Source organism: Vibrio sp. MM46 (assembly GCF_027587135.1).
GTDB classification, from domain to species: Bacteria; Pseudomonadota; Gammaproteobacteria; order Enterobacterales; family Vibrionaceae; genus Vibrio; species Vibrio harveyi.
The window spans coordinates 35,424-53,613 of sequence record NZ_JAPPTO010000012.1 but is presented as its reverse complement, the minus strand read 5'-3'; the positions used below and the strand labels follow the sequence as shown (position 1 = coordinate 53,613).

General features: G+C 44.5%; 20 protein-coding genes and 1 riboswitch. Of the genes, 3 read left to right on the top strand and 17 right to left on the bottom strand.

Features of this window, described 5'->3' with window-relative positions; genetic code table 11:
• Nucleotides 1-29: 29 nt before the first annotated feature.
• A complete protein-coding gene (locus OH459_RS14800; RefSeq protein ID WP_009696260.1) occupies nt 30-335 on the bottom strand; it encodes an isoamylase early set domain-containing protein in 306 nt (101 codons plus the stop codon).
• A 193-nt stretch (nt 336-528) separates the two neighbouring features.
• Here OH459_RS14800 and OH459_RS14795 point away from each other — a divergent pair, with 193 nt between their 5' ends.
• Together OH459_RS14795 and OH459_RS14790 are read left to right on the top strand one after the other, a co-directional pair.
• Nucleotides 529-906, top strand: a complete 378-nt coding sequence (locus OH459_RS14795) for a hypothetical protein (protein ID WP_110415290.1) — start codon at nt 529-531, stop codon at nt 904-906.
• A gap of 87 nt (nt 907-993) precedes the next feature.
• Nucleotides 994-1,593: a thiol:disulfide interchange protein DsbA/DsbL gene (locus OH459_RS14790; protein WP_005453513.1), complete on the top strand. Its 600-nt coding sequence runs from the start codon at nt 994-996 to the stop codon at nt 1,591-1,593.
• Nucleotides 1,594-1,648: 55 nt separating this feature from the next.
• On the opposite strand, the gene OH459_RS14785 is transcribed toward OH459_RS14790, so the two are convergent.
• From OH459_RS14785 to OH459_RS14740, 10 genes are all read right to left on the bottom strand, one after another.
• The gene (locus OH459_RS14785) at nt 1,649-1,894 is read right to left on the bottom strand and encodes a hypothetical protein (RefSeq protein WP_005453516.1); all 246 of its coding nucleotides are present in this window, start codon (nt 1,892-1,894) and stop codon (nt 1,649-1,651) included.
• 153 nt (nt 1,895-2,047) lie between these two features.
• Nucleotides 2,048-2,494, bottom strand: a complete 447-nt coding sequence (locus tag OH459_RS14780; protein WP_005453517.1) for a DUF3429 domain-containing protein — start codon at nt 2,492-2,494, stop codon at nt 2,048-2,050.
• Between the two features lie 11 nt (nt 2,495-2,505).
• On the bottom strand, nt 2,506-3,051 hold the full coding sequence (locus OH459_RS14775) for a glutathione peroxidase (protein WP_269987469.1): 546 nt from the start codon (nt 3,049-3,051) through the stop codon (nt 2,506-2,508).
• A gap of 109 nt (nt 3,052-3,160) precedes the next feature.
• Nucleotides 3,161-3,817 carry a 3,4-dihydroxy-2-butanone-4-phosphate synthase gene (gene ribB, locus OH459_RS14770; protein ID WP_005453519.1) on the bottom strand — a complete coding sequence of 219 codons (657 nt, stop codon included), beginning with the start codon at nt 3,815-3,817 and terminating at the stop codon, nt 3,161-3,163.
• A gap of 173 nt (nt 3,818-3,990) precedes the next feature.
• A riboswitch (FMN riboswitch) is annotated at nt 3,991-4,131 on the bottom strand.
• Between the two features lie 122 nt (nt 4,132-4,253).
• Nucleotides 4,254-4,871, bottom strand: a complete 618-nt coding sequence (locus OH459_RS14765) for a cob(I)alamin adenolsyltransferase/cobinamide ATP-dependent adenolsyltransferase (RefSeq protein WP_005453520.1) — start codon at nt 4,869-4,871, stop codon at nt 4,254-4,256.
• 59 nt (nt 4,872-4,930) lie between these two features.
• On the bottom strand, nt 4,931-6,787 hold the full coding sequence (locus OH459_RS14760) for an MFS transporter (RefSeq protein ID WP_038899252.1): 1,857 nt from the start codon (nt 6,785-6,787) through the stop codon (nt 4,931-4,933).
• Between the two features lie 183 nt (nt 6,788-6,970).
• Nucleotides 6,971-7,330, bottom strand: coding sequence for a hypothetical protein (locus OH459_RS14755; RefSeq protein WP_269987466.1), 360 nt, complete (start codon nt 7,328-7,330; stop codon nt 6,971-6,973).
• Nucleotides 7,331-7,340: 10 nt separating this feature from the next.
• On the bottom strand, nt 7,341-8,078 hold the full coding sequence (locus OH459_RS14750; RefSeq protein ID WP_269987464.1) for a helix-turn-helix domain-containing protein: 738 nt from the start codon (nt 8,076-8,078) through the stop codon (nt 7,341-7,343).
• 1 nt (nt 8,079) lies between these two features.
• A complete protein-coding gene (locus tag OH459_RS14745) occupies nt 8,080-8,733 on the bottom strand; it encodes an HD domain-containing protein (RefSeq protein ID WP_269987462.1) in 654 nt (217 codons plus the stop codon).
• A gap of 106 nt (nt 8,734-8,839) precedes the next feature.
• Entirely contained in the window at nt 8,840-9,610 is a 771-nt protein-coding gene (locus OH459_RS14740) for a hypothetical protein (protein WP_009696250.1), read from the bottom strand.
• Between the two features lie 542 nt (nt 9,611-10,152).
• Between OH459_RS14740 and OH459_RS14735 the strand changes: the two genes are divergently transcribed.
• Nucleotides 10,153-10,335: a hypothetical protein gene (locus OH459_RS14735; protein ID WP_005453531.1), complete on the top strand. Its 183-nt coding sequence runs from the start codon at nt 10,153-10,155 to the stop codon at nt 10,333-10,335.
• 50 nt (nt 10,336-10,385) lie between these two features.
• On the opposite strand, the gene OH459_RS14730 is transcribed toward OH459_RS14735, so the two are convergent.
• From OH459_RS14730 to OH459_RS14705, 6 genes are all read right to left on the bottom strand, one after another.
• Nucleotides 10,386-11,663, bottom strand: a complete 1,278-nt coding sequence (locus OH459_RS14730; protein ID WP_009696249.1) for a cytosine deaminase — start codon at nt 11,661-11,663, stop codon at nt 10,386-10,388.
• A 9-nt stretch (nt 11,664-11,672) separates the two neighbouring features.
• A complete protein-coding gene (gene codB / locus OH459_RS14725) occupies nt 11,673-12,911 on the bottom strand; it encodes a cytosine permease (RefSeq protein ID WP_005453535.1) in 1,239 nt (412 codons plus the stop codon).
• 813 nt (nt 12,912-13,724) lie between these two features.
• Nucleotides 13,725-15,071, bottom strand: coding sequence for a magnesium transporter (locus tag OH459_RS14720; protein ID WP_269987459.1), 1,347 nt, complete (start codon nt 15,069-15,071; stop codon nt 13,725-13,727).
• Nucleotides 15,072-15,145: 74 nt separating this feature from the next.
• Nucleotides 15,146-16,468 carry an ABC1 kinase family protein gene (locus OH459_RS14715; RefSeq protein ID WP_269987457.1) on the bottom strand — a complete coding sequence of 441 codons (1,323 nt, stop codon included), beginning with the start codon at nt 16,466-16,468 and terminating at the stop codon, nt 15,146-15,148.
• A 101-nt stretch (nt 16,469-16,569) separates the two neighbouring features.
• Entirely contained in the window at nt 16,570-17,793 is a 1,224-nt protein-coding gene (locus tag OH459_RS14710) for an HlyD family secretion protein (RefSeq protein ID WP_005453541.1), read from the bottom strand.
• Nucleotides 17,793-18,119 (bottom strand): MFS transporter, encoded by a 327-nt coding sequence (locus tag OH459_RS14705; protein ID WP_005433326.1) that lies wholly within the window; start codon nt 18,117-18,119, stop codon nt 17,793-17,795. The genes OH459_RS14710 and OH459_RS14705 overlap by 1 nt, the downstream gene beginning before the upstream one ends.
• Nucleotides 18,120-18,190: the final 71 nt, after the last annotated feature.

The window sequence follows — 18,190 nt, the reverse complement described above, 5'->3', positions numbered from 1 at the left end:
GAGTACGCCTATCTTTTCTGTCTGTGTGATTAAGCTGGTTGCTCTTGAGTGCACACGACACTGTTATCACTGCCAAAACCATTTGGTACGTAGGCATCCGCTTGTGGGTCGTTTTCCCACTCAGCTTCGTTAAATAGGTAACGGAACTGAATATTCTGTTCTTTCGGCAAGCGTGTTTTAAATTTAAACTGTCCACTTTTCTTCACGAGCTTCATTGGTTCTGGTTGCCAGTTGTTAAAGTCGCCTGCAATTTGAATCGACTCCCACTGGTTTTTGTCTAGCTCGAACGTGACTTCGACTTCGTCTTTTGTTTTAAAGAATCTCTTTTTAAGCATTAATCTTTCCTTGTTTGTACAAAAACTGATCTAACTATTACTCAGGTTTCATAAGGATTTCAAGTGTTATCGGCATTGCAGTCGGTATCGAGTGTCAGAATCCTCTGGTTTGTGAACGTGCTACTAAGTGATTGGCTTGTATGAAAAGAAGGATTCTGTATGATGAAGATTCACCATATTTTGAAGAAGTTGTATGCCGAGTTTTAACCGTACATTCCTGACGACAATGCTTTGTCTATTAGCCATGTTGCTAACGGGTGTCGTGTCGAGTGTGCGTGCAGCAACGGCACCAATTGATGTGAGTTCAAACAAAGACCCTGTCGCTGAACTTCATCAAAAAATGGGTGTAGATAATAAGGATTGCATCGAGTCGCACCATAGTGATCACTTGATGGAAAAAGGGCAGCAAGCACATACCAGTTGCAGCTCTTCCTGTATCGTGAAAATTCCAACTAACCTTTTGCAAGATGATGTCATCTTGCTCCCGCATAGCCTCGCACTGATCGATAAATCATCCACACCGAAAGCAGTGACTGTGGTTTATAAACCTTACCGTCCTCCTATTGTTTGATCCTTTTATTCATCACAAACCAGCCCTGCTGGGCTTTTAAAAAACTCACTAATGAATACGGCACACGTGTGCCTGAAGGAATCAAACATGAAAAAGCTATTTGCTCTTTGTAGCACTCTATTACTGGCATTCACTGCTCACGCTGCGCAATTTGAAGCGGGTAAACATTACAAAGTGTTGGACGTAGAGAAGTCGAAGAAACCGACAGTAACCGAATTTTTCTCTTTCTATTGCCCACACTGTTACAAATTTGAATCAGTCATCGATAACCTAAAACCATCGCTACCAAAAGACGCGAGTTTTGAGAAAGTACATGTCGCATTTATGGGCGGCAATATGGCGGTGCCGATGGCGAAGTCATACGCGACAATGGTGTCTTTGGGCGTAGAGAAGACGATGGTACCGGCGATGTTTGCTCAAATTCACCAGAAACGTCAAGCACCTCAAAATGAAGCTGAATTGAAGCAAATCTTTGTGGACAATGGGGTAGATGGTAAGAAATTTGATGCGGCATACAACAGCTTTGCCGTAAACTCGATGCAAAAGGGTTTCGATAAGCAGTTTAAGCAAAGTACGTTGACTGGTGTTCCGGGGGTGGTTGTTAACAACAAGTACATCGTATTACCGAACGAAATCCGAAGCTACGATGAGTACAATAAGTTGGTAAACTACTTACTAACGCTTTAATTATAAAATGAAAAATGGCGACCAATGAGGTCGCCATTTTTTTGTTTTGTTCGCTTTAGCGTAGGACGGCTGTGCAAGCTGCTGTTGGCATATCGGTCATAAAGATCGCGTTTGGGTAAAACAAGCTCGCCATGGTGACGGCAACGTTACAAGGTTGGGCTATAGTGGTTTTCACCACGGTATTTAAAACCACGCCAGTGTTATTCACCGTATTGACCGCAGCTTGATGAGCTTGGTAAGACACGCAACCTGCTGTTGCGTTGATAACTGCAGTACTAAAAAGAAGTTTACGAAAAAACATATTCATATCCTTTGTGAATGCTTTTGAGTACTTATATGCTTGCCTGTTCATAATTGGAACAAAACAGTGTTCAAAATTGCTATAGGCTCACGAAATGAACATTGTTTTATATAACAACAGTAATTTTGTGATCTGGTAGGTGGACAGACCAGATTATGCAATTAAAACCAACCCATGCATGAGCACTACGCCTGTCGTGAGCTTGCCTCGCATCATCTGGTAACCTTTTGGCTCCGCCTCTTTTTCTATTTTCCGAATCAGCTTTTCCGCGTACCAAACGGCAATGTAACCAGCAGCCAATAGCAGAGTTGCAATCAAATAGTGTTTGTTACCTTGTAGTAGCGCTCCCCAAGCGAGTAGTACAAATAAATTACTGAGCACCAATGCATTGCGACTCAAGCGGTGATAAAAATGATCAATAGCATTGCCCCAAAGTACCCCTGAGAGAAAACTCAAAATCACTGCACTGTAAGCGATAAAAAATTGTTCCCCAGACAAGTTAAACAAAGTTCTTTCCGTAACGATGAGAACCAAGCTGAACAGAAATGGCAACAGCCCCAAATAACCCAATTGCAACATCGTCGTACGTGTGGTTGTCATAGCAGCCTTCCTTACAGTTGCTGTTCAATCATGTTAGTAAGCGTAGTACTTGTTGGAGAGGTTGAGCTTGGGAAGGTCACGACGACTTTGCCTTCTTTATTGATCAAGAACTTGTAGAAGTTCCATTTCGGTGTAATGCCCGCTTGGGTACTGATCTGGGTAAATACTGGATTTGCATCCTCACCTAGGACAGACGTTTTAGCCATCATAGGGAAGGTGACACCATAGTCGAGGTAACAGATTTTTGCGGTCTTCTCTTCGCTACCACGGTCTTGACGAAAGTCGTTACTAGGAAAGCCGACAACTGAAAAGTTTTGATCTTTGTACGTTTGGTGTAGCTGTTCCAGTTGCTCGAATTGGGGAGTGAAGCCGCATTGGCTCGCGGTGTTCACAACCAATAGTGTTTTGCCTTTAAAGGCATCACACAGGGCTATTTCTTCTGTTGAATTGAGAAGTCGTTGCTTACCTTGCAAGATATCTGGGCAACTCGATGCAAAAGTCAAAGAGCTGGTGGAGAGTAGTGTCGCGATAAGTGCGCTGCGAGTAATTCCTTTCATGATGTTGATTCCTTTTATTTTTACTAAGTATAACTACTAGAAAAGGAACCAAATCGATCAAAAAAGCCGCTGAGTTCAGCGGCTTTTTACTAGAGCAAATACGTGTTGATTACGCTAGCTTCAAATCAAATTGATTACGGTAAGCAACCATATCTTCGATGGTCAGTACTGGCATGTTGTGTAAACGACCAAACGCGACGATCTCTGGTGTTTTTGCCATAGTGCCATCTGGATTTGTCACCTCACATAACACGCCAGCAGGCTGCAAACCTGCCATTTGCATTAGATCGATAGTGCCTTCTGTGTGACCACGGCGAGTCATTACGCCACCAGGACGAGCGCGCAGCGGGAACACGTGACCAGGACGAGCCAAGTCGTCTGGTTTTGCATTTGGGTTAGCAGCTGTTTTGATGGTCGTCACGCGGTCAGCGGCAGAAACGCCAGTTGTTACACCATGTTTTGCTTCAATAGAAACCGTGAAAGCCGTTTGGTTTGCGCTGTTGTTGTTTACAACCATTGGTGGCAGTTCCAACTTGTCTGCTTGAGCATCGGTCAGACACAGACAAACAATACCGCTGCATTCGCGGATCATAAGAGCCATTTGCTCATTGGTTAAGTGCTCTACGGAATAAATGATGTCGCCTTCGTTTTCACGATCTTCATCGTCGAGAAGAAGTACGCCACGACCTTCTTTAAGTGCGATAAGTGCGTTTTCAACGCGAGTAATTGGGTCGCCAAATTCGGCAAGTAGTGATGACTGATTCATGGTTAACTCCTAAATATCACCAGAATCAGGGCGGTATGAGGGATCGTCACATTTTATGCATGCGCTGAGCCGCCAACGGTAAGTTGGCACAAACCCACGCAATAAAAATGCGATCCAAAAAGAAGTGCACCAGTGTTCATCAACAAAGAACGTTGAGGAAAACGCTGATGTTTTCTTATTCTCTTTCATCCGGACTATAACCGTCGGCTCTGGCATCTCACCAGATCTGCTGACCTCGACGAATCGAGCGCTCGCGGGCTCACTCAAAAGAGTATACCGCCGGTGGGGAATTTCGCCCCGCCCTGAGAACATTGAATCCAACCAATATGGTCAGAAGTAAAAAACTCCGACACTCAAATGAGTGGTCGGAGTAGGGATAGTACTGCGAACGCCTTGGCTTGAAAAGTAGATTGCAACTACTTGATGGAAAAGTGCGCTATCGGCTGAAGTGATCAGTTTTGATAAAGTGATCAATCTGTGCAGGCACGTAGGTGTTGTATATAAGGCTGGTATGAGTTTGTTTGGTCTCAATATGGTCTTGCATGCCCTCTAAGCGTGTCTCATCGACAGTAACCGTACCGTCAGACATGGTGTTGTCTCTGTGCATTAGAATGGGTCTTGCACCAATTGCCATCGTGCCAGCGATGCTGCCAAGCTTTTGTGGGAAAGTCCAACTGTCCTCGTGCTTATTCAGACCATGGTATGGTGAGTTACCAAGAATCGCACCTAAACCTAAATCCTGAATGCGAGTCACGATGGAAGCGCCTTTCAGCGGTGAGCCAATTGCAACAACGTGAGAAACGAGGCTTGTCGATGGTTTTCTGCTTGCGAGGTATCGTTTAATCATCAAGCCACCTAGGCTATGACCCACTAACACATTAGCAGTCAACGGGTTAAGCGCTTTGTCGATGGAGTTAAATAGCGATTCTTCATTAATTGAAACCGTGTTGTAACTCAATACTTGGGTCTCGTAGCCCAGCTTTCTCAGCTTTTGGCTAAGAGGCTGCATGACCAGCCCATGCATATAAAGACCATGTAAGATGATGATTTTCATAATACCTCCTAGATTTATGATGTTGATTTTATCCTACTAAATTCTCCACAGGGCTACTGTCAGCGAATTAGCAAATCTTGCACTTCTTTTTGTAACAAATGGCGATCTAGTGTGGCTGGTTGCAATAACTCACCGATATTGACTTCGATACGAGACCAAAAGCGAGTAGGGCGTTTAGTTAACGCATGTCCATTTTTGTGACTGAAGAAAGATCCCCATAAGCCTTTTAACGCCATTGGAATCACGGGTACAGGTGTACGCTTTAAAATCTTCTCAACACCGGGTCTGAACTCGCCTAGTTCGCCATTTGAGGTCAAGCGACCTTCAGGGAAGATACAAACAACTTCATCGTTACTAAGAGCCTGCTCAATCTGTTCGAAAGCTTTTTTGTAAGTCTCTGCGCATTTGCGTGGAGAGCAAATTGGGATGACGCCAGCATGGCGGAAGACGTATTTAAGAACAGGCAGCTCGCTGATTGATTTGTCCATCACAAATCGCACTGGGCGGGTTGATGTGCCCATTAGAATCAAAGCATCTACATAGCTCACATGGTTTGCCACAATCAGGGCTGCACCTTGCTCTGGGATGTGCTGACGACCAGTTACGGATACTCGGTACAAACAGTGGCTTAGTAAGTAGCTAACAAAGCGCTGAGTAAACTCAGGTACTTGGCGGTAAACGTAGACAGCTACGATGAAGTTACCGACGGCCAAAATTGCAAACAGTTCAACGATAGAGAACTCTAAAACACTTAAGATCAAGATTGAAACAGCAGCAGAAGCGACCATAAATAGTGCATTCATTATGTTATTGGCTGCAATAGATTGAGCACATTCGCCTTCTTCAGAGCGTGATTGGATAAACGCATAAAGGGGAACAATAAACACACCGCCGCTCACACCAACCAAGAACAAATCGATCATCACTCGAATATGCGAAGACTGAGTAACAAAGTTATGTATAGCGTAATACTGACTTGGAAAAGATTCGATTGCAGGCACCGCCCATAAAAGGTCTGCACTGAAAATTGTTAAGCCCAAAATACCAAATGGCAGAATGCCCAGTTCTACTTGATTGAAAGACAACTTCTCACATAGCCATGAACCCGTAGCGATACCAATTGAAAATAGAGCCAATAATAGAGAAACCACAGTGCTGTCTGCGAATAAGTGTTCGCGAGCAAAATTTGGAAATTGGGTCAGGTAAGTTGCGCCCATAAACCAGAACCAACTGATGGCTAGAATCGACATCCAAATACCGCGTTGTTTTTGTGCCAGTTTGAGCGTTTTCTTCAAACCAGTAATAGGCTCGAACTTTACTTTGTCACTTTTCTTACTTGGCAGAGAAGGGATGTTAGCGCTGCTTAACAGACCAAGCAGAGATAGCGTAATCACAATGCAAGAGGCGATAATCATGCCGTTTGGAACTGCGAGTAATAGACCAGCGCTTAATGTACCAATCAGAATCGAAAGGAAAGTCCCCATCTCAACCCAAGCGTTACCTTTCACTAGTTCATTCGACTTTAGCGCTTGAGGAAGTAGAGCGTATTTCACTGGACCGAAATAAGCCGATTGAGTACCAGTCATGAAGAGGAGGACGAGCATCAGGATAGCACTCTGCGTCATAATGGCAGTCGCAGCGCAACTCATGATCACTAATTCAATAAGTTTTAAGCGGCGGATCAATTTTGCTTTGTCCATGTTGTCTGCAATCGCACCTGCGTGGGCAGAAAACAGAAAAAAGGGAAGGATAAACAAGCCAGCAGCAAGGTTAACAAAAAGGTCAACCGACATTGGCAGTGAGTCAATTTGGCTGTACGTCACCATCAGTAAAAGAACATTTTTGTAGATATTGTCGTTCAGTGCACCAAGGCACTGAGTGACGAAATAAGGGAAGAATCGTTTAGTGAGAAACATGCTGGCTCCGTAAAGGCGAAATAGCGTTGAGATGGGAGCACTTTAAAGGCTTGGCTTTAGGAAGCCAGTGTGAAGAAAAGAGTTACGTTATGAGAAACCAAAAGTAACACTTAATGCTACTTTTGATTGCATAAATTCGTGATTTGATACGAACTGGTGCTTTTATGTATTACGAGTATGAATTTAGTGTCGGAACCAGGCACTGAGCATTCTCAATGTGACAAATAGGATGAAGCCAGACAATCCTATAAAGCCCAAAGCAATGAGATAAAAAAACAGACGTACCATGCGAGCTTTCATTCGTTTGAAAAAGCCAAGGCTTGGCGTAAGCTCTGGAACATGCTGAAAGCTTGAGATCATCACCCAAGCGGCAAGAGCCCATAAAGCCGCTACACCACTCGGAATCAGATAAGACTCTTTAACCATATTGGAAAGTTGCAGAAGCGTGGCAACGAACACAGCAAAACCACCAAATACAATTAACACGAATAAAGGGAGAATAGGTCTTGTCTTGATAGATAGGCTTTTGAGTTTATCGAGCATCAGGTAGTCCCTATTTACGTTCCCAAGGCTTAAACAGCGGAAATGTCCAGCGACGCATGGCAATCACTAGAGAAGTACCGTGTTTCTCGTTCATGTCTAATGAGTCGTCGCTTTGGCAGATTTGGTAAAACTCATCAATGACCTTCTGTAGCTTCTGTTGCATCTTTTTGTTTGTTGGCAAGCTCATCAGCCCCGTCGCCATCACCAGTTTTTCATCTTCGGCGGAGAAATAGCTTTGGAAGAAGGCATCTTGAACTTGTTGTTGGAAGAAACGCTGAATAGGACCGCCAGTGTGCCAACGAAAAGTCGGGGAGATACGTAGACGAATCTTATTGCCTGGTAGCAAGTCAATGATATTGAGGCGGTCGAGTTGTGCGAGCTTTTGTATGAGCTCCAATTCATCAAAGGTGTATTGCTCGATGATTTGCTCGAAGCGATAACCATTAACCACACATACCGCAACAAGCAACAAGCCTTTATCGTCGACCAGCTGCTTTTCTTGTTCTAACGTGAGCGATTCCAGCCCTTTGTTACGTGCCGCTGATAGCTTAAACAATTCTGCCATTTCCAAACCAATTAGTTGACAGATTCGCTCCAACCGATCGAGGCTAATTTGACTGCCTTCTGCCAATAAGCGCTTTACGGAACCTTCGCTTAAGCCCAAGTGTTTTGCTACATCGACATAGTGTATACCGGACAACTTGAGCTGGTGTTTAAGCTCTTTAATTAGGTTGTGACTTTCCGACATATTAACCTTCTACTTCTTGGCGCAACTGTTCTAGGTAAGATTGCATAAACGCTTTACGCTTCACAGCTTCTTCATACGCCGCTTTGGTGTTCATCGTATCTACAATTTTAAACAGTTTGGTTTGGAAGTGATCGATGGTGAATCGTTTATCTTCCAGTTCTCGATGCTCTGCAAACATATCCTGTTCGTTATACAAGGTGGCATCAAATAGTGTGCTGACTTGAATACAGCGTGTAACGCCAATAGCGCCAAGCGCATCTAAGCGGTCTGCGTCTTGGACGACCTTAGCTTCCAAAGTATTTGGCGTAATATTGGCGCTAAAACTGTGCGATTCGATCGCGTGGGCAATGGCGTCATGGTATTGAGCAGGGTAATCGATACTTTCAAGAAACGAAATGGCTTTGGTTGCCGCAATAGCGGAGCTTTGTTTACGGTTTAGGTGATCTTTGGGATAGGTGAAACAATCATGCAAATAGGCTGCGGGTAACACAACTGCTAACTCAGCGCCTTCTTGAAGTGCAAGTTGGCGAGCTGTCTTGACTACGCGGCGGACATGGCTGAGGTCGTGAGCCGCATCGGTTTGCATCTCTTGTTGCATAAATTGAAGGAACTGAGACTCAAATCGGTTGAGCTCTGATGTATTGAGTTGAGACATGGATTTCTTCTAAAAAATAAAGGCTTAGACAGAGTATGCCTAAGCCTTTATTAAATTGCCAAATGAGACGTTGTTATTGCGATGTTACGATGAATACGTTGTCGTTTTATTGTGTACGAGTGAAGCGGAACGTCTGCACTTTTTGCTCTGCTCCGTCGATGTATGCATAGCTATCGATGGTCCAAACGTTTGGACCTGCGAAACCTAGTTCCACACGTACATCACCGGTTGGAATTCCTTGATAGATAACGTCGTTAATGTTCATCGGATAAAAGTTGTAGCGATTGCTTTGCGCTTGTTGCTCGCCTGCAAATGCGACCGATACATCTTTTGCTTGGTTAGTTAATGTCAATTGATAGCCAGCTTGTTGGTCGAACGTGAATGCGGCATTAAGGTCAACACCTTGCGAGTTGGTCACCTTAATATTTGCTTCTGTTGTTTTCGCCAGAGAACCGTGCGCTTGTAAGCCGTCTAAGCCTTTAAAATCGCGATTGTGGTTTTGGATGTTTACGTTCCAATCCCCAACAAAGTTATCGATTTCTTGCCATTGCTGAGGTGCGTTGGTGGTTGCTGTATTCTGACCGCCATTGATGCCACCAATCGCTTCGTTACGGCTATCATGGCGAATGTTTTCTCGATTGTTGTGAATATCTGCGCCAGCTCCTGCTACTCCGCCAGCAACACCACCTGCGACAGCGCCTTTCATTGCAAGCTCTGCGTCGCCAGTTAATGCGCCCATAGTAAGACCGAGAAGTGCACCGCCAGCGGCTCCTTGTTTTGTTAATGCATTTGGATCGTCTTCTCCCGGAGTCACGCATCCTGCAAGTAGGGGAAGAGATAGCGCCGCGACCAATGTTGTTTTGTTGAAAATGTTCATGTGTTCACTCCGAGATGTTTGGTTCGGAGCTATTATTGAACGCTGTTTGATTGTGAATCCACTTATCTCGCTGATAACCGTCAGTTATCACATGTAAATAACTTTTATTAAAAAGCTCAAATCTTAACTGAATAGCTCGATAAAAAAGAGATAAAGAAAAGGGTCAACATCGCTGTTGACCCTATATGGTTTTATTCTTTTATTTTATAAGCACTAATTTTGACGTTGTTAGTGGTAAATCTACTTTGGGCGATTTTTGGCTTTTTAATATAAAGCTCAACTAACTTGCTAACTTTAGTGCTTGTTCAGCATGAGTGCAAATATTTATTACGTAAACTATCTATATTCTGAAATATAATTTGAAGTAATATCACAACAGATAACAATCTAAAATGGTGGAAATAGCACAAGATCGCTTGTGCTGTCTCATGTTTGAGCCAAGCATAAACTGGATCGCCATTTTGTGATCTGGATCAATATTAATCCTCCTTCAGAGGGATAGCATTCACGCGAAATTGAGAATTATAAATTGAGCCTAAGCTATGCAGGATTTATATGAGCTAGAGCGTAAGTTGGTGGAATACGGCGCAGACATGAAAGGCTTAAAGGTTGTTCCTGCAATCATTGATCAAGATGGCAAGGTTGTTTATTTAGGGAATACACCCTCGTTGCTAAGAAATGTCATTAGTTGCCGTAGACAGCTAACGCAACGCGTAAAGAAATAAAAAAGGGTCTGATGCAAGTCAGACCCTTTTTTGTATGTGCAGATTAGAGATTAACGCTTGTACGTTACTTGCTCTTGTTGACCAAGGTGAATGTGCGTTGTTGCCGGTTGAGTTTCAGCAATGACTTTACCGTGGCGAACAGAGTAGCGAACAGGTACTTGGCGGCGCACTGCATCAAAACCATTTTCTGCAGGAAGGATAAGCAAGCTACCTGGCTTACCTGCTTCAATGCCGTGTTTGTCTTGAATGTTCAGTGTGCGTGCTGAATTGGTGCTGATCAGATCAAGTGAGTTGTTGATTTGGTCGTAACCCATTACCTGACATACGTGCAGACCCATGTGCAGAACTTGCAGCATGTTTGCAGTGCCTAGTGGGTACCAAGGATCAAAGACGTCATCGTGACCAAAACATACGTTGATGTTGGCGTTCAGCATTTCTTTTACACGAGTCACACCACGGCGTTTCGGGTAATCATCGAAGCGACCTTGAAGGTGGATGTTCACCAATGGGTTTGCAACAAAGTTGATGCCAGACATGCGTAGCAGACGGAACAGGCGAGATGCGTAAGCACCGTTGTAAGAGCCCATCGCCGTTGTATGGCTTGCGGTTACCTTGTGACCCATGTTGAACTTGTGCGCTAGCGCTGCAAGTGTTTCAACAAAGCGTGATTGCTCGTCATCGATCTCATCACAGTGTACGTCGATCAAACGGTCGTATTTCTGTGCCAGTTCGAAAACGTAGTGCAGAGACTCGATGCCGTACTCACGAGTGAATTCAAAGTGAGGAATAGCACCAATAACGTCAGCACCCAACTGAACTGCCTCTTCTAGCAATTCTTTGCCGTTCGGATAAGACAGAATGCCTTCTTGTGGAAACGCAACGATTTGGATGTCTACCCACTCTTTCATTTCTTCGCGTACTTCTACCATTGCTTTTAGAGCAATTAGAGTAGGGTCAGAAACGTCAACGTGAGTACGAACGTGCTGTACACCGTTTGCAATTTGCCACTTAAGTGTTTGTTTCGCGCGTGATTTTACGTCTTCAATCGACAGCATTTCTTTGCGCTCAGCCCAACGCTCGATACCTTCGAAAAGTGTACCAGAGATGTTCCAGCTCGGCTCACCAGCGGTTTGCGTGGTGTCTAGGTGAATGTGCGGCTCACAGAATGGCGCGACAGCCATGCCGCCCTCCGCATCAAGAGTGTCACCTGTGTAATCTAGTTCTACATTATTGTCTTCAATACGCTTGAATTGACCATCCTCAATCAAAATTTGCTGGAGACCTTCCTGTCCCTTAAGCGTTGCGTTCTTGATCAATAGTGTTGTCATGATGGTTCCTTACGCTGGCTGCTGTGCCAGTGTCTTTTTATTAAGAATAGGATTTAGAATCAGGTAGCTGATTGTGCCGCCTAGTACCGCGTTCACAGGTACTACGCCCGGAAGGAAGTGACCTGCTGCAACGCCAATCGCTACCGCGATAATGCCAGCCCAGTTGACTGTTTGGAACTCTGCTGCTGCGAAATTTTTGTAACGTTTACGGTTCATGAAGAAGTCCGCAATAATGACGCCACCAATTGGTGGAATTGCAAGCGATAGGAAGGTTAACCAGCCTACAAAGTTATTGTACAGCCATAGTGCGCACAATGTACCTATTAAACCGTTTGCCATAGAGATGTATTTACTTGGCAAGCCTGTGATGTTGGAGAATCCTAGACCTGATGCGTAAAGCGCATTGTCATTGGTTGTCCAGATGTTTAAGCCAAGCACGATGATAGCTGGGATAAGAAGACCTTGCGCAATCATCACTTCTGAAATGTCTGATTGACCGGTTACTGCGGCACCTGCGGCACCGAAGATGAACATCAATGAGTTACCGATGAAGAATGCCACCATTGTGACCATCACGGCACCTTTTGGCTTTTTGCCGAAACGTACGAAGTCTGCAGTTAGTGTCCCTGCACTGACAAATGAGCCAACGACCATTGCTAGCGCTACAGAAAAGTCGATAGGTTGTGCTGGTTGTACTTTTTGTAGCTCAGCTACACCACCAACGCTGTTTACCGCTTCGACTACTGAGTAACCACCAAGCAGAGCAATCGCTGGTACTGCAATCGCTGAAAGTACCATTAGTGCAGAGATACCGAAGTAAACCGTTGCGGTCATGAGTAGACCAGAAATGATAATGAGTGTGTTTGTGTCAATGCCTGTTGCTTTGTTTACTGGAATTGCAAACATAGCCACGCCAACACCAAACCAACCAACTTGTGTGCCACCAAGAAGAGCGGAAGGGAGCCAAGAGCCTTTAGAGCCAAATGAGAAACGAGCAAGGAGGTGAGTAGAGAGACCAGTAGAAGCGCCGATGTAACCGAGGAAAGAAGTGTAGATGCCGAGGATTAGGTTACCAATAAGAACAGCGAGGAAGAAATCATCAAAAGAAAGTCCGGTACCGAGCGAACCGCCTGTCCACATACTTGCGGAGAAGAAAGTGAGTCCCAACATTACCATGGTTAATGATGCAACACCCTTTCTGGCAGTGTTAGGAACCGGTCCAAGACTGTAGTTATTGTCTGCAGCCATTTTTACCTCCGCAAAGAAAATTAAAACGAATTATAGATCCCAATTTCTGGGCAAACGGCGCGTATTATCGTGATGTAAATCTCATAGTCAATGAGTTTTTTGTCACTTAAGCGTTTGCTTTAAGGTTTTTGTTTATTAATGCTTTTTAAAACATGGTGTTATGGTTTTTTGAAAAATCAAAAAAGTTTAGCTACAAGTGGGTTTTGTTTTCTGTAATGTGTAATGAAATCGGTGTCATTGGTAGTTCGTGGTTATGATGTCATATTTATGTGGTTTGTTTATAAAATTGCGATTTGATTGATTTTAGTGATGGTTGGCAAACGTTTTTATGAGCTTGCTGGTAACCGTTGTTTGTTATTTAATCGAAAGGCGATTTGTAAGTTTGTTCTTTTGTTGGTTTGACTTGATAGTTTGGCTTAAGCGGGTATTTCTAACAGATAATATCGTATCTTTTACGTGTGTAATCGATTGTAAAGTTATTGAATAAGGTTGGTTGCTGAGCGCGGGAGGGTAAATCGAAGAAGTTGGAGAAGGAATAGACAAAAAAATAGCCAACCGCAAAGAGTGCGATTGGCTTATATACTTGTGAACAAATTCAAGTTCACTAACAACGTCAGTTGGCTAGGTGACCCTCGGCTTAAGAAGGGTCACTTTAAATAATGCAGTTAGTGTGCCAACTTTAAAACCACCGAAAAAACACGGTTTCTGTGATATGAGTTGCCTAAATTTAGCTGTTTGTTGCAAATTGCAAATGCGGATTGCAATTTGTAATTATAATGCTAATGATGAATTAATTAACTAGAGTAATTCTTTTTATAACATTACTAGGCTTGCGGTACCTAAGAAGGCAAAGAAGCCAACGACATCCGTTACCGTGGTCAGAATCACTGAGCCCGCCAATGCTGGATCGAGTTTGAGCTTGTCTAAAACTATTGGGATAAGCACACCAAATAAGGCTGCAGTAACAATATTGACGATGATCGCCAGAGCAATGGTGCTGCCCAATACGGGAGATTGGAACCAAAGCCCTGCTAAACCACCGATGATCAGCGCCCACAGCAATGCGTTAAGAGAGCCGATTCCCAATTCGTTTTTGAGTAATGCAAAACGGTTACCTGGAGTGATCTGGTTTAATGCCATAGCACGAACCATCAGGGTCAGTGTTTGGCTACCAGCGATACCACCCATTGAGGCTACTATTGGCATCAGCACAGCAAGGGCGACCACCTGCGCAATCACGTCTTCAAATAGACCAATGGTGACGGAGGCTAGAATTGCAGTGAGTAAATTTATACCCAACCAAACTCCACGCTTTTGCGAACTCTTTAAAACAGGGGCGAATAAGTCATCGCCTTCGTCCATACCGGTACCCGCCATCAAACGTGCTTCGTAGATTTCACGTTGAGTACTCAATGCAAATTGCCAATCAACTTCACCGATCAGGGTTTGATCCGCATCGGTAACCGGAAGTGCCGGAAGCGCACTGTGCTCAAGTGCTTCCACTGCTTCCGGAAGTTCCATTTTACTATCGAGTACGGTGACGGTCTCAATCGCTAAAGTTTTAAGGCGGACGTCAGCTTCACTACGCAAGATTTCATAGTAGTTTACCGCACCACGAAACTGTTTCTTACGGTTGATGAGATACACTTGCTGTGGTGTATCGTAGCTATAGCGCTCCATCAAGCGTCTTGCTTTACCAACGGTGATATTAAAAGGGAGGGTGATTATCTTACGCTCTGCCCAACGACCGAGTTGTTCGTCTTCGTATTCGTTCGCTTGATCATAAAGCTCAAGTTCATCTTTCTCGATAAGCTCTAGTGCTTCATTGATGAACTCTTCTGGCAGAGAGTCTGCCCATTCGATTAAAGATAAGTTATCTAGCTTGGCTAGCGTGAGCTTTAGCTCTATTTCCGATAATGCTTCGATGATAGAAAGACGCACTTCAGCACGCATTTCCGTTAGTACATCAATATGTAGCTCTAGTGGTAATGCACGCCACAAGCGCACACGATCATCGATAGGAAAGGCTTCGAGGATAAGCGCAACAGCACCGGGCTCGAGACCGCATTCGATAGAATCATTCAAAGCGGTGACTTGATCCGCTTCGTCTGCTTGGACAATTTGTTCGATTAGAGTGGAGAGGTCTTGAAACTTACTCACCGAGCACCCCGACAGTCAGATTATTCTTATAGGCAGCTGATCAAGGTACTCGAAAATAGCAGAAAAACAATAGCCTATTGGTTACTTATCTGTAGGTAAGGTGAGACCAATTGGCGAATGTTCACTTTTGCGCCAATACGGGCTGCCAGCAAGTACATTCCGCCGATCTTTCTATGTAGGAATAGGGCATCTGCTGGTGGCGTGTGCCAGTAGTCTTGCTCCATGCTTAGAATGGTTCCAGCTTCTCGAAGTTTCTGGGCTAAACCACTGGCTTTGAAGTCATAAGGCTCATCCACTAACATTGGCTCACATGCCATTTTTACCAAATCAAGAATCGCTTGGCGCTGCGTAGGCATGATGGTTGTGCTGAAGAAACCAATCTGTTCCAGTGCATCGTTCAAGCCTTGTTCGTCGTCGTTAACAACCGATGCAAAAGCTTGGCGATAACCAGTGCTGAATCGTTCGCTGTACTCGCGAGTCGCACCGAAATCTAACAAGCCGATTTGACGGGTGTTTTCTATGTATAAATAGTTGGCAAAGTTGGGATCGGTTTGCACCATCTTGAATTCGAACAGCTCTCGAAATAGCAATTCGAGCAGGCTGTGCATAACGAAGTCACGCGTATTTTGGTCATAGTGTTCAATTTGCTCAATCGGGCTGCCATCAATGAATTCCATAGCGAGAACGGATTCTGAACAACTTTCAGTGTGAATCTTTGGCACGACAAAATGAGGGTGATCCTTCAAAGCGTCATGATAACGAATGGCAAATTGCGCTTCTCGTGCGTAATCGGCTTCATCATGCAGTTGCTTTTTGGCTTCTTCCAGCAACCCTTTGTAATCAACAGACTCGGGAATCAACCCAACGACTTTGAGCAAAGTACCCACGTTGTCTACGTCGCTGTCGATGCTCTTTCTTATGCCAGGATATTGCACTTTGACTGCTAGGTTATCACCTCCGTCGCTGTAGGCTTGGTGTACTTGTCCGATTGAGGCACTGGCAATTGGCTTGAAGTTAAAGGACAGGAACTCGGCTTTCCAATTCGTCCCTAATGAACTTTCCATTACTCCATTTAGCTGTTTGGCTGGCATCGGGTCTGCGTTGGAGCGAAGGCGAGAGAGAATATCGGCGAGTTCAGGTTCTAAAACATCACCAGCATCCATTGAGAGCATTTGACCAAGCTTCATTGCAGCGCCACGCAAGTGAGCAAGTTGGTCTGTTAAACGCGCGATGTTTTGTGGCGTCAGCAACAGGTCTTTCGCATTAGGTTTATTACCTTTGGCGATTTGTTTAGTGCCTTCTGCAATTACGTTGCCTGCGACACGGGTTGCAAGGGAAGCAAACTTGCTGAATCTTGAGATACGATGGGTAGGTAGGCTTCTTTCCTTTGCCGACATGAATCTTCTCCGTTTATGACTAACTATTTGTTATACGGGAAAAGTACATGCTTGGATACAAATGAAAAGAAAACCGCCAGCAGAACTGGCGGTTTATGAGTTTAGATAGAGTAGAAGAAGTACAGTTGAGACTTCATTCGGATGATGATGCCACGAATCACATCCAAGAACGCTAGGAAACCGATCGGCTTCTCGCCGCTGACCCATGCTAAGCCAACCGAACCGACAGGGATATCGTAGCCTTCTGGCTCGTCAATCTTAAGGCGGACAAAGTGATGCTTATTCTGTAAGTTCTTGCCAGTTGTAGCGCGAACGGAATCATCCAAACCAAGTAGGTTGCCTTGTGACTCACCAGTCGCTTCAACAATGCCCTCTACGGTTGCAGAGAAGATCTTGCCAGGATAAACCGAAGAAGAGAATTCCGCAGGTTGACCTGGTTTGATGTTACGAATCGCTTGGTGATTGACGCGCATCAAAACGTACTTCTCGTTGGTGTACATGTTGATACGCGGCATCATCGAAACACGTTGACCTTCACGCAAGATAAAGTTGGTCACAAAGCCATCTGCTGGTGCGTGAACTTTCGTACTGTTCAAATCCCATTGCGCTTTTGCAATTTGCTCCTCAGCTTGGCGCAATTCAGCCTGTTTGGTTTCAACTGCTAATTCTGCTTTATGAATTGCCAGTTTTGCTCGTGAGATATCAACTTGTTTCTTCTTAATTTGAGATTCAAGAGTTAACACGTTGTGGCGTGCCATATCAACGGCACTCGATTGTTTGTCGATGTCGCTTTCCGTGATGGTGTTTTGGACCACGCGGTTTTGTTCAACGTAACGATCGAGCATCTTTTTCTGCAATTTGTAGTCAACTTTCGCCGCTTCTAATTGGCTCTTGGAGGTTTCTAGATCTTGTACCAGAGCTTGATGGTTTGCTTCTTCAATCTCGATATCACCTTGTGCTGTTGCCAGTGCTACTCGAGCCGAATCAGCTGACACGTTTGCTTGGTTCAATGCGATCTCATACTGCGTTGGATCGAGTTCGTAAATGAGCTGACCTTTCTCAATCTGTTGATTTGGTTTGATGTAAATATGGTCAACTTTGCCTTTCACGTTGGTCGAATCTGGACGCAATTGGATGTGCGGTGATTGCACAACAGAGCCGCCAGATAAGTCCATAGGCGTGAAGTTAATGAGACCTACCCATACGAACATTAACCAACCTAAACCGCCAAGATAAGCGAACGATTTGGTTGCTTTGTTCCAAGGCATACCGACTAAACGGAGCAGGTAGATGAAGAGTGCCCATACCGCTAAACCTTCTAACATTATGCCTCCTCTTGTGGCTGTGTTTCTGTTTGCGGTTTACTTTTCCATGTATCACGCAGATTGATGATGGCTTTTTCCATATCAACGAATGCAAAGATTACGGCTAACACCCATACCCAGTGCCAGACAAATCCTATCCAGGTTAGGGCGGTGATAAGCCCTATCTGGTGATGGTCTTTGCTGTGTGCCTTATTGATTGGCAACTCATGGATTTTCCAAAAGCCGTAACATGCGCCAGCGACACTCGCGATTAAAACGACGGCAGCGACAACATGTAACGCTGTATCTGCGCCTGTTCCGACAAATGGGACACTCAGTAAACTCATTAAACACTCCTCTATCAAACTGTTGGCGTATTGTGATCTGGAATTGAAATAGGTGAGGGTTTGTGACAAAT

Bases quoted from the DNA above. Each gene is read 5' to 3' on its own strand.
- OH459_RS14800 (WP_009696260.1), bottom strand. From the start codon at position 335: ATGCTTAAAAAGAGATTCTTTAAAACAAAAGACGAAGTCGAAGTCACG.
- OH459_RS14795 (WP_110415290.1), top strand. From the start codon at position 529: ATGCCGAGTTTTAACCGTACATTCCTGACGACAATGCTTTGTCTATTA.
- OH459_RS14790 (WP_005453513.1), top strand. From the start codon at position 994: ATGAAAAAGCTATTTGCTCTTTGTAGCACTCTATTACTGGCATTCACT.
- OH459_RS14785 (WP_005453516.1), bottom strand. From the start codon at position 1,894: ATGTTTTTTCGTAAACTTCTTTTTAGTACTGCAGTTATCAACGCAACA.
- OH459_RS14780 (WP_005453517.1), bottom strand. From the start codon at position 2,494: ATGACAACCACACGTACGACGATGTTGCAATTGGGTTATTTGGGGCTG.
- OH459_RS14775 (WP_269987469.1), bottom strand. From the start codon at position 3,051: ATGAAAGGAATTACTCGCAGCGCACTTATCGCGACACTACTCTCCACC.
- ribB (WP_005453519.1), bottom strand. From the start codon at position 3,817: ATGAATCAGTCATCACTACTTGCCGAATTTGGCGACCCAATTACTCGC.
- OH459_RS14765 (WP_005453520.1), bottom strand. From the start codon at position 4,871: ATGAAAATCATCATCTTACATGGTCTTTATATGCATGGGCTGGTCATG.
- OH459_RS14760 (WP_038899252.1), bottom strand. From the start codon at position 6,787: ATGTTTCTCACTAAACGATTCTTCCCTTATTTCGTCACTCAGTGCCTT.
- OH459_RS14755 (WP_269987466.1), bottom strand. From the start codon at position 7,330: ATGCTCGATAAACTCAAAAGCCTATCTATCAAGACAAGACCTATTCTC.
- OH459_RS14750 (WP_269987464.1), bottom strand. From the start codon at position 8,078: ATGTCGGAAAGTCACAACCTAATTAAAGAGCTTAAACACCAGCTCAAG.
- OH459_RS14745 (WP_269987462.1), bottom strand. From the start codon at position 8,733: ATGTCTCAACTCAATACATCAGAGCTCAACCGATTTGAGTCTCAGTTC.
- OH459_RS14740 (WP_009696250.1), bottom strand. From the start codon at position 9,610: ATGAACATTTTCAACAAAACAACATTGGTCGCGGCGCTATCTCTTCCC.
- OH459_RS14735 (WP_005453531.1), top strand. From the start codon at position 10,153: ATGCAGGATTTATATGAGCTAGAGCGTAAGTTGGTGGAATACGGCGCA.
- OH459_RS14730 (WP_009696249.1), bottom strand. From the start codon at position 11,663: ATGACAACACTATTGATCAAGAACGCAACGCTTAAGGGACAGGAAGGT.
- codB (WP_005453535.1), bottom strand. From the start codon at position 12,911: ATGGCTGCAGACAATAACTACAGTCTTGGACCGGTTCCTAACACTGCC.
- OH459_RS14715 (WP_269987457.1), bottom strand. From the start codon at position 16,468: ATGTCGGCAAAGGAAAGAAGCCTACCTACCCATCGTATCTCAAGATTC.
- OH459_RS14710 (WP_005453541.1), bottom strand. From the start codon at position 17,793: ATGTTAGAAGGTTTAGCGGTATGGGCACTCTTCATCTACCTGCTCCGT.
- OH459_RS14705 (WP_005433326.1), bottom strand. From the start codon at position 18,119: ATGAGTTTACTGAGTGTCCCATTTGTCGGAACAGGCGCAGATACAGCG.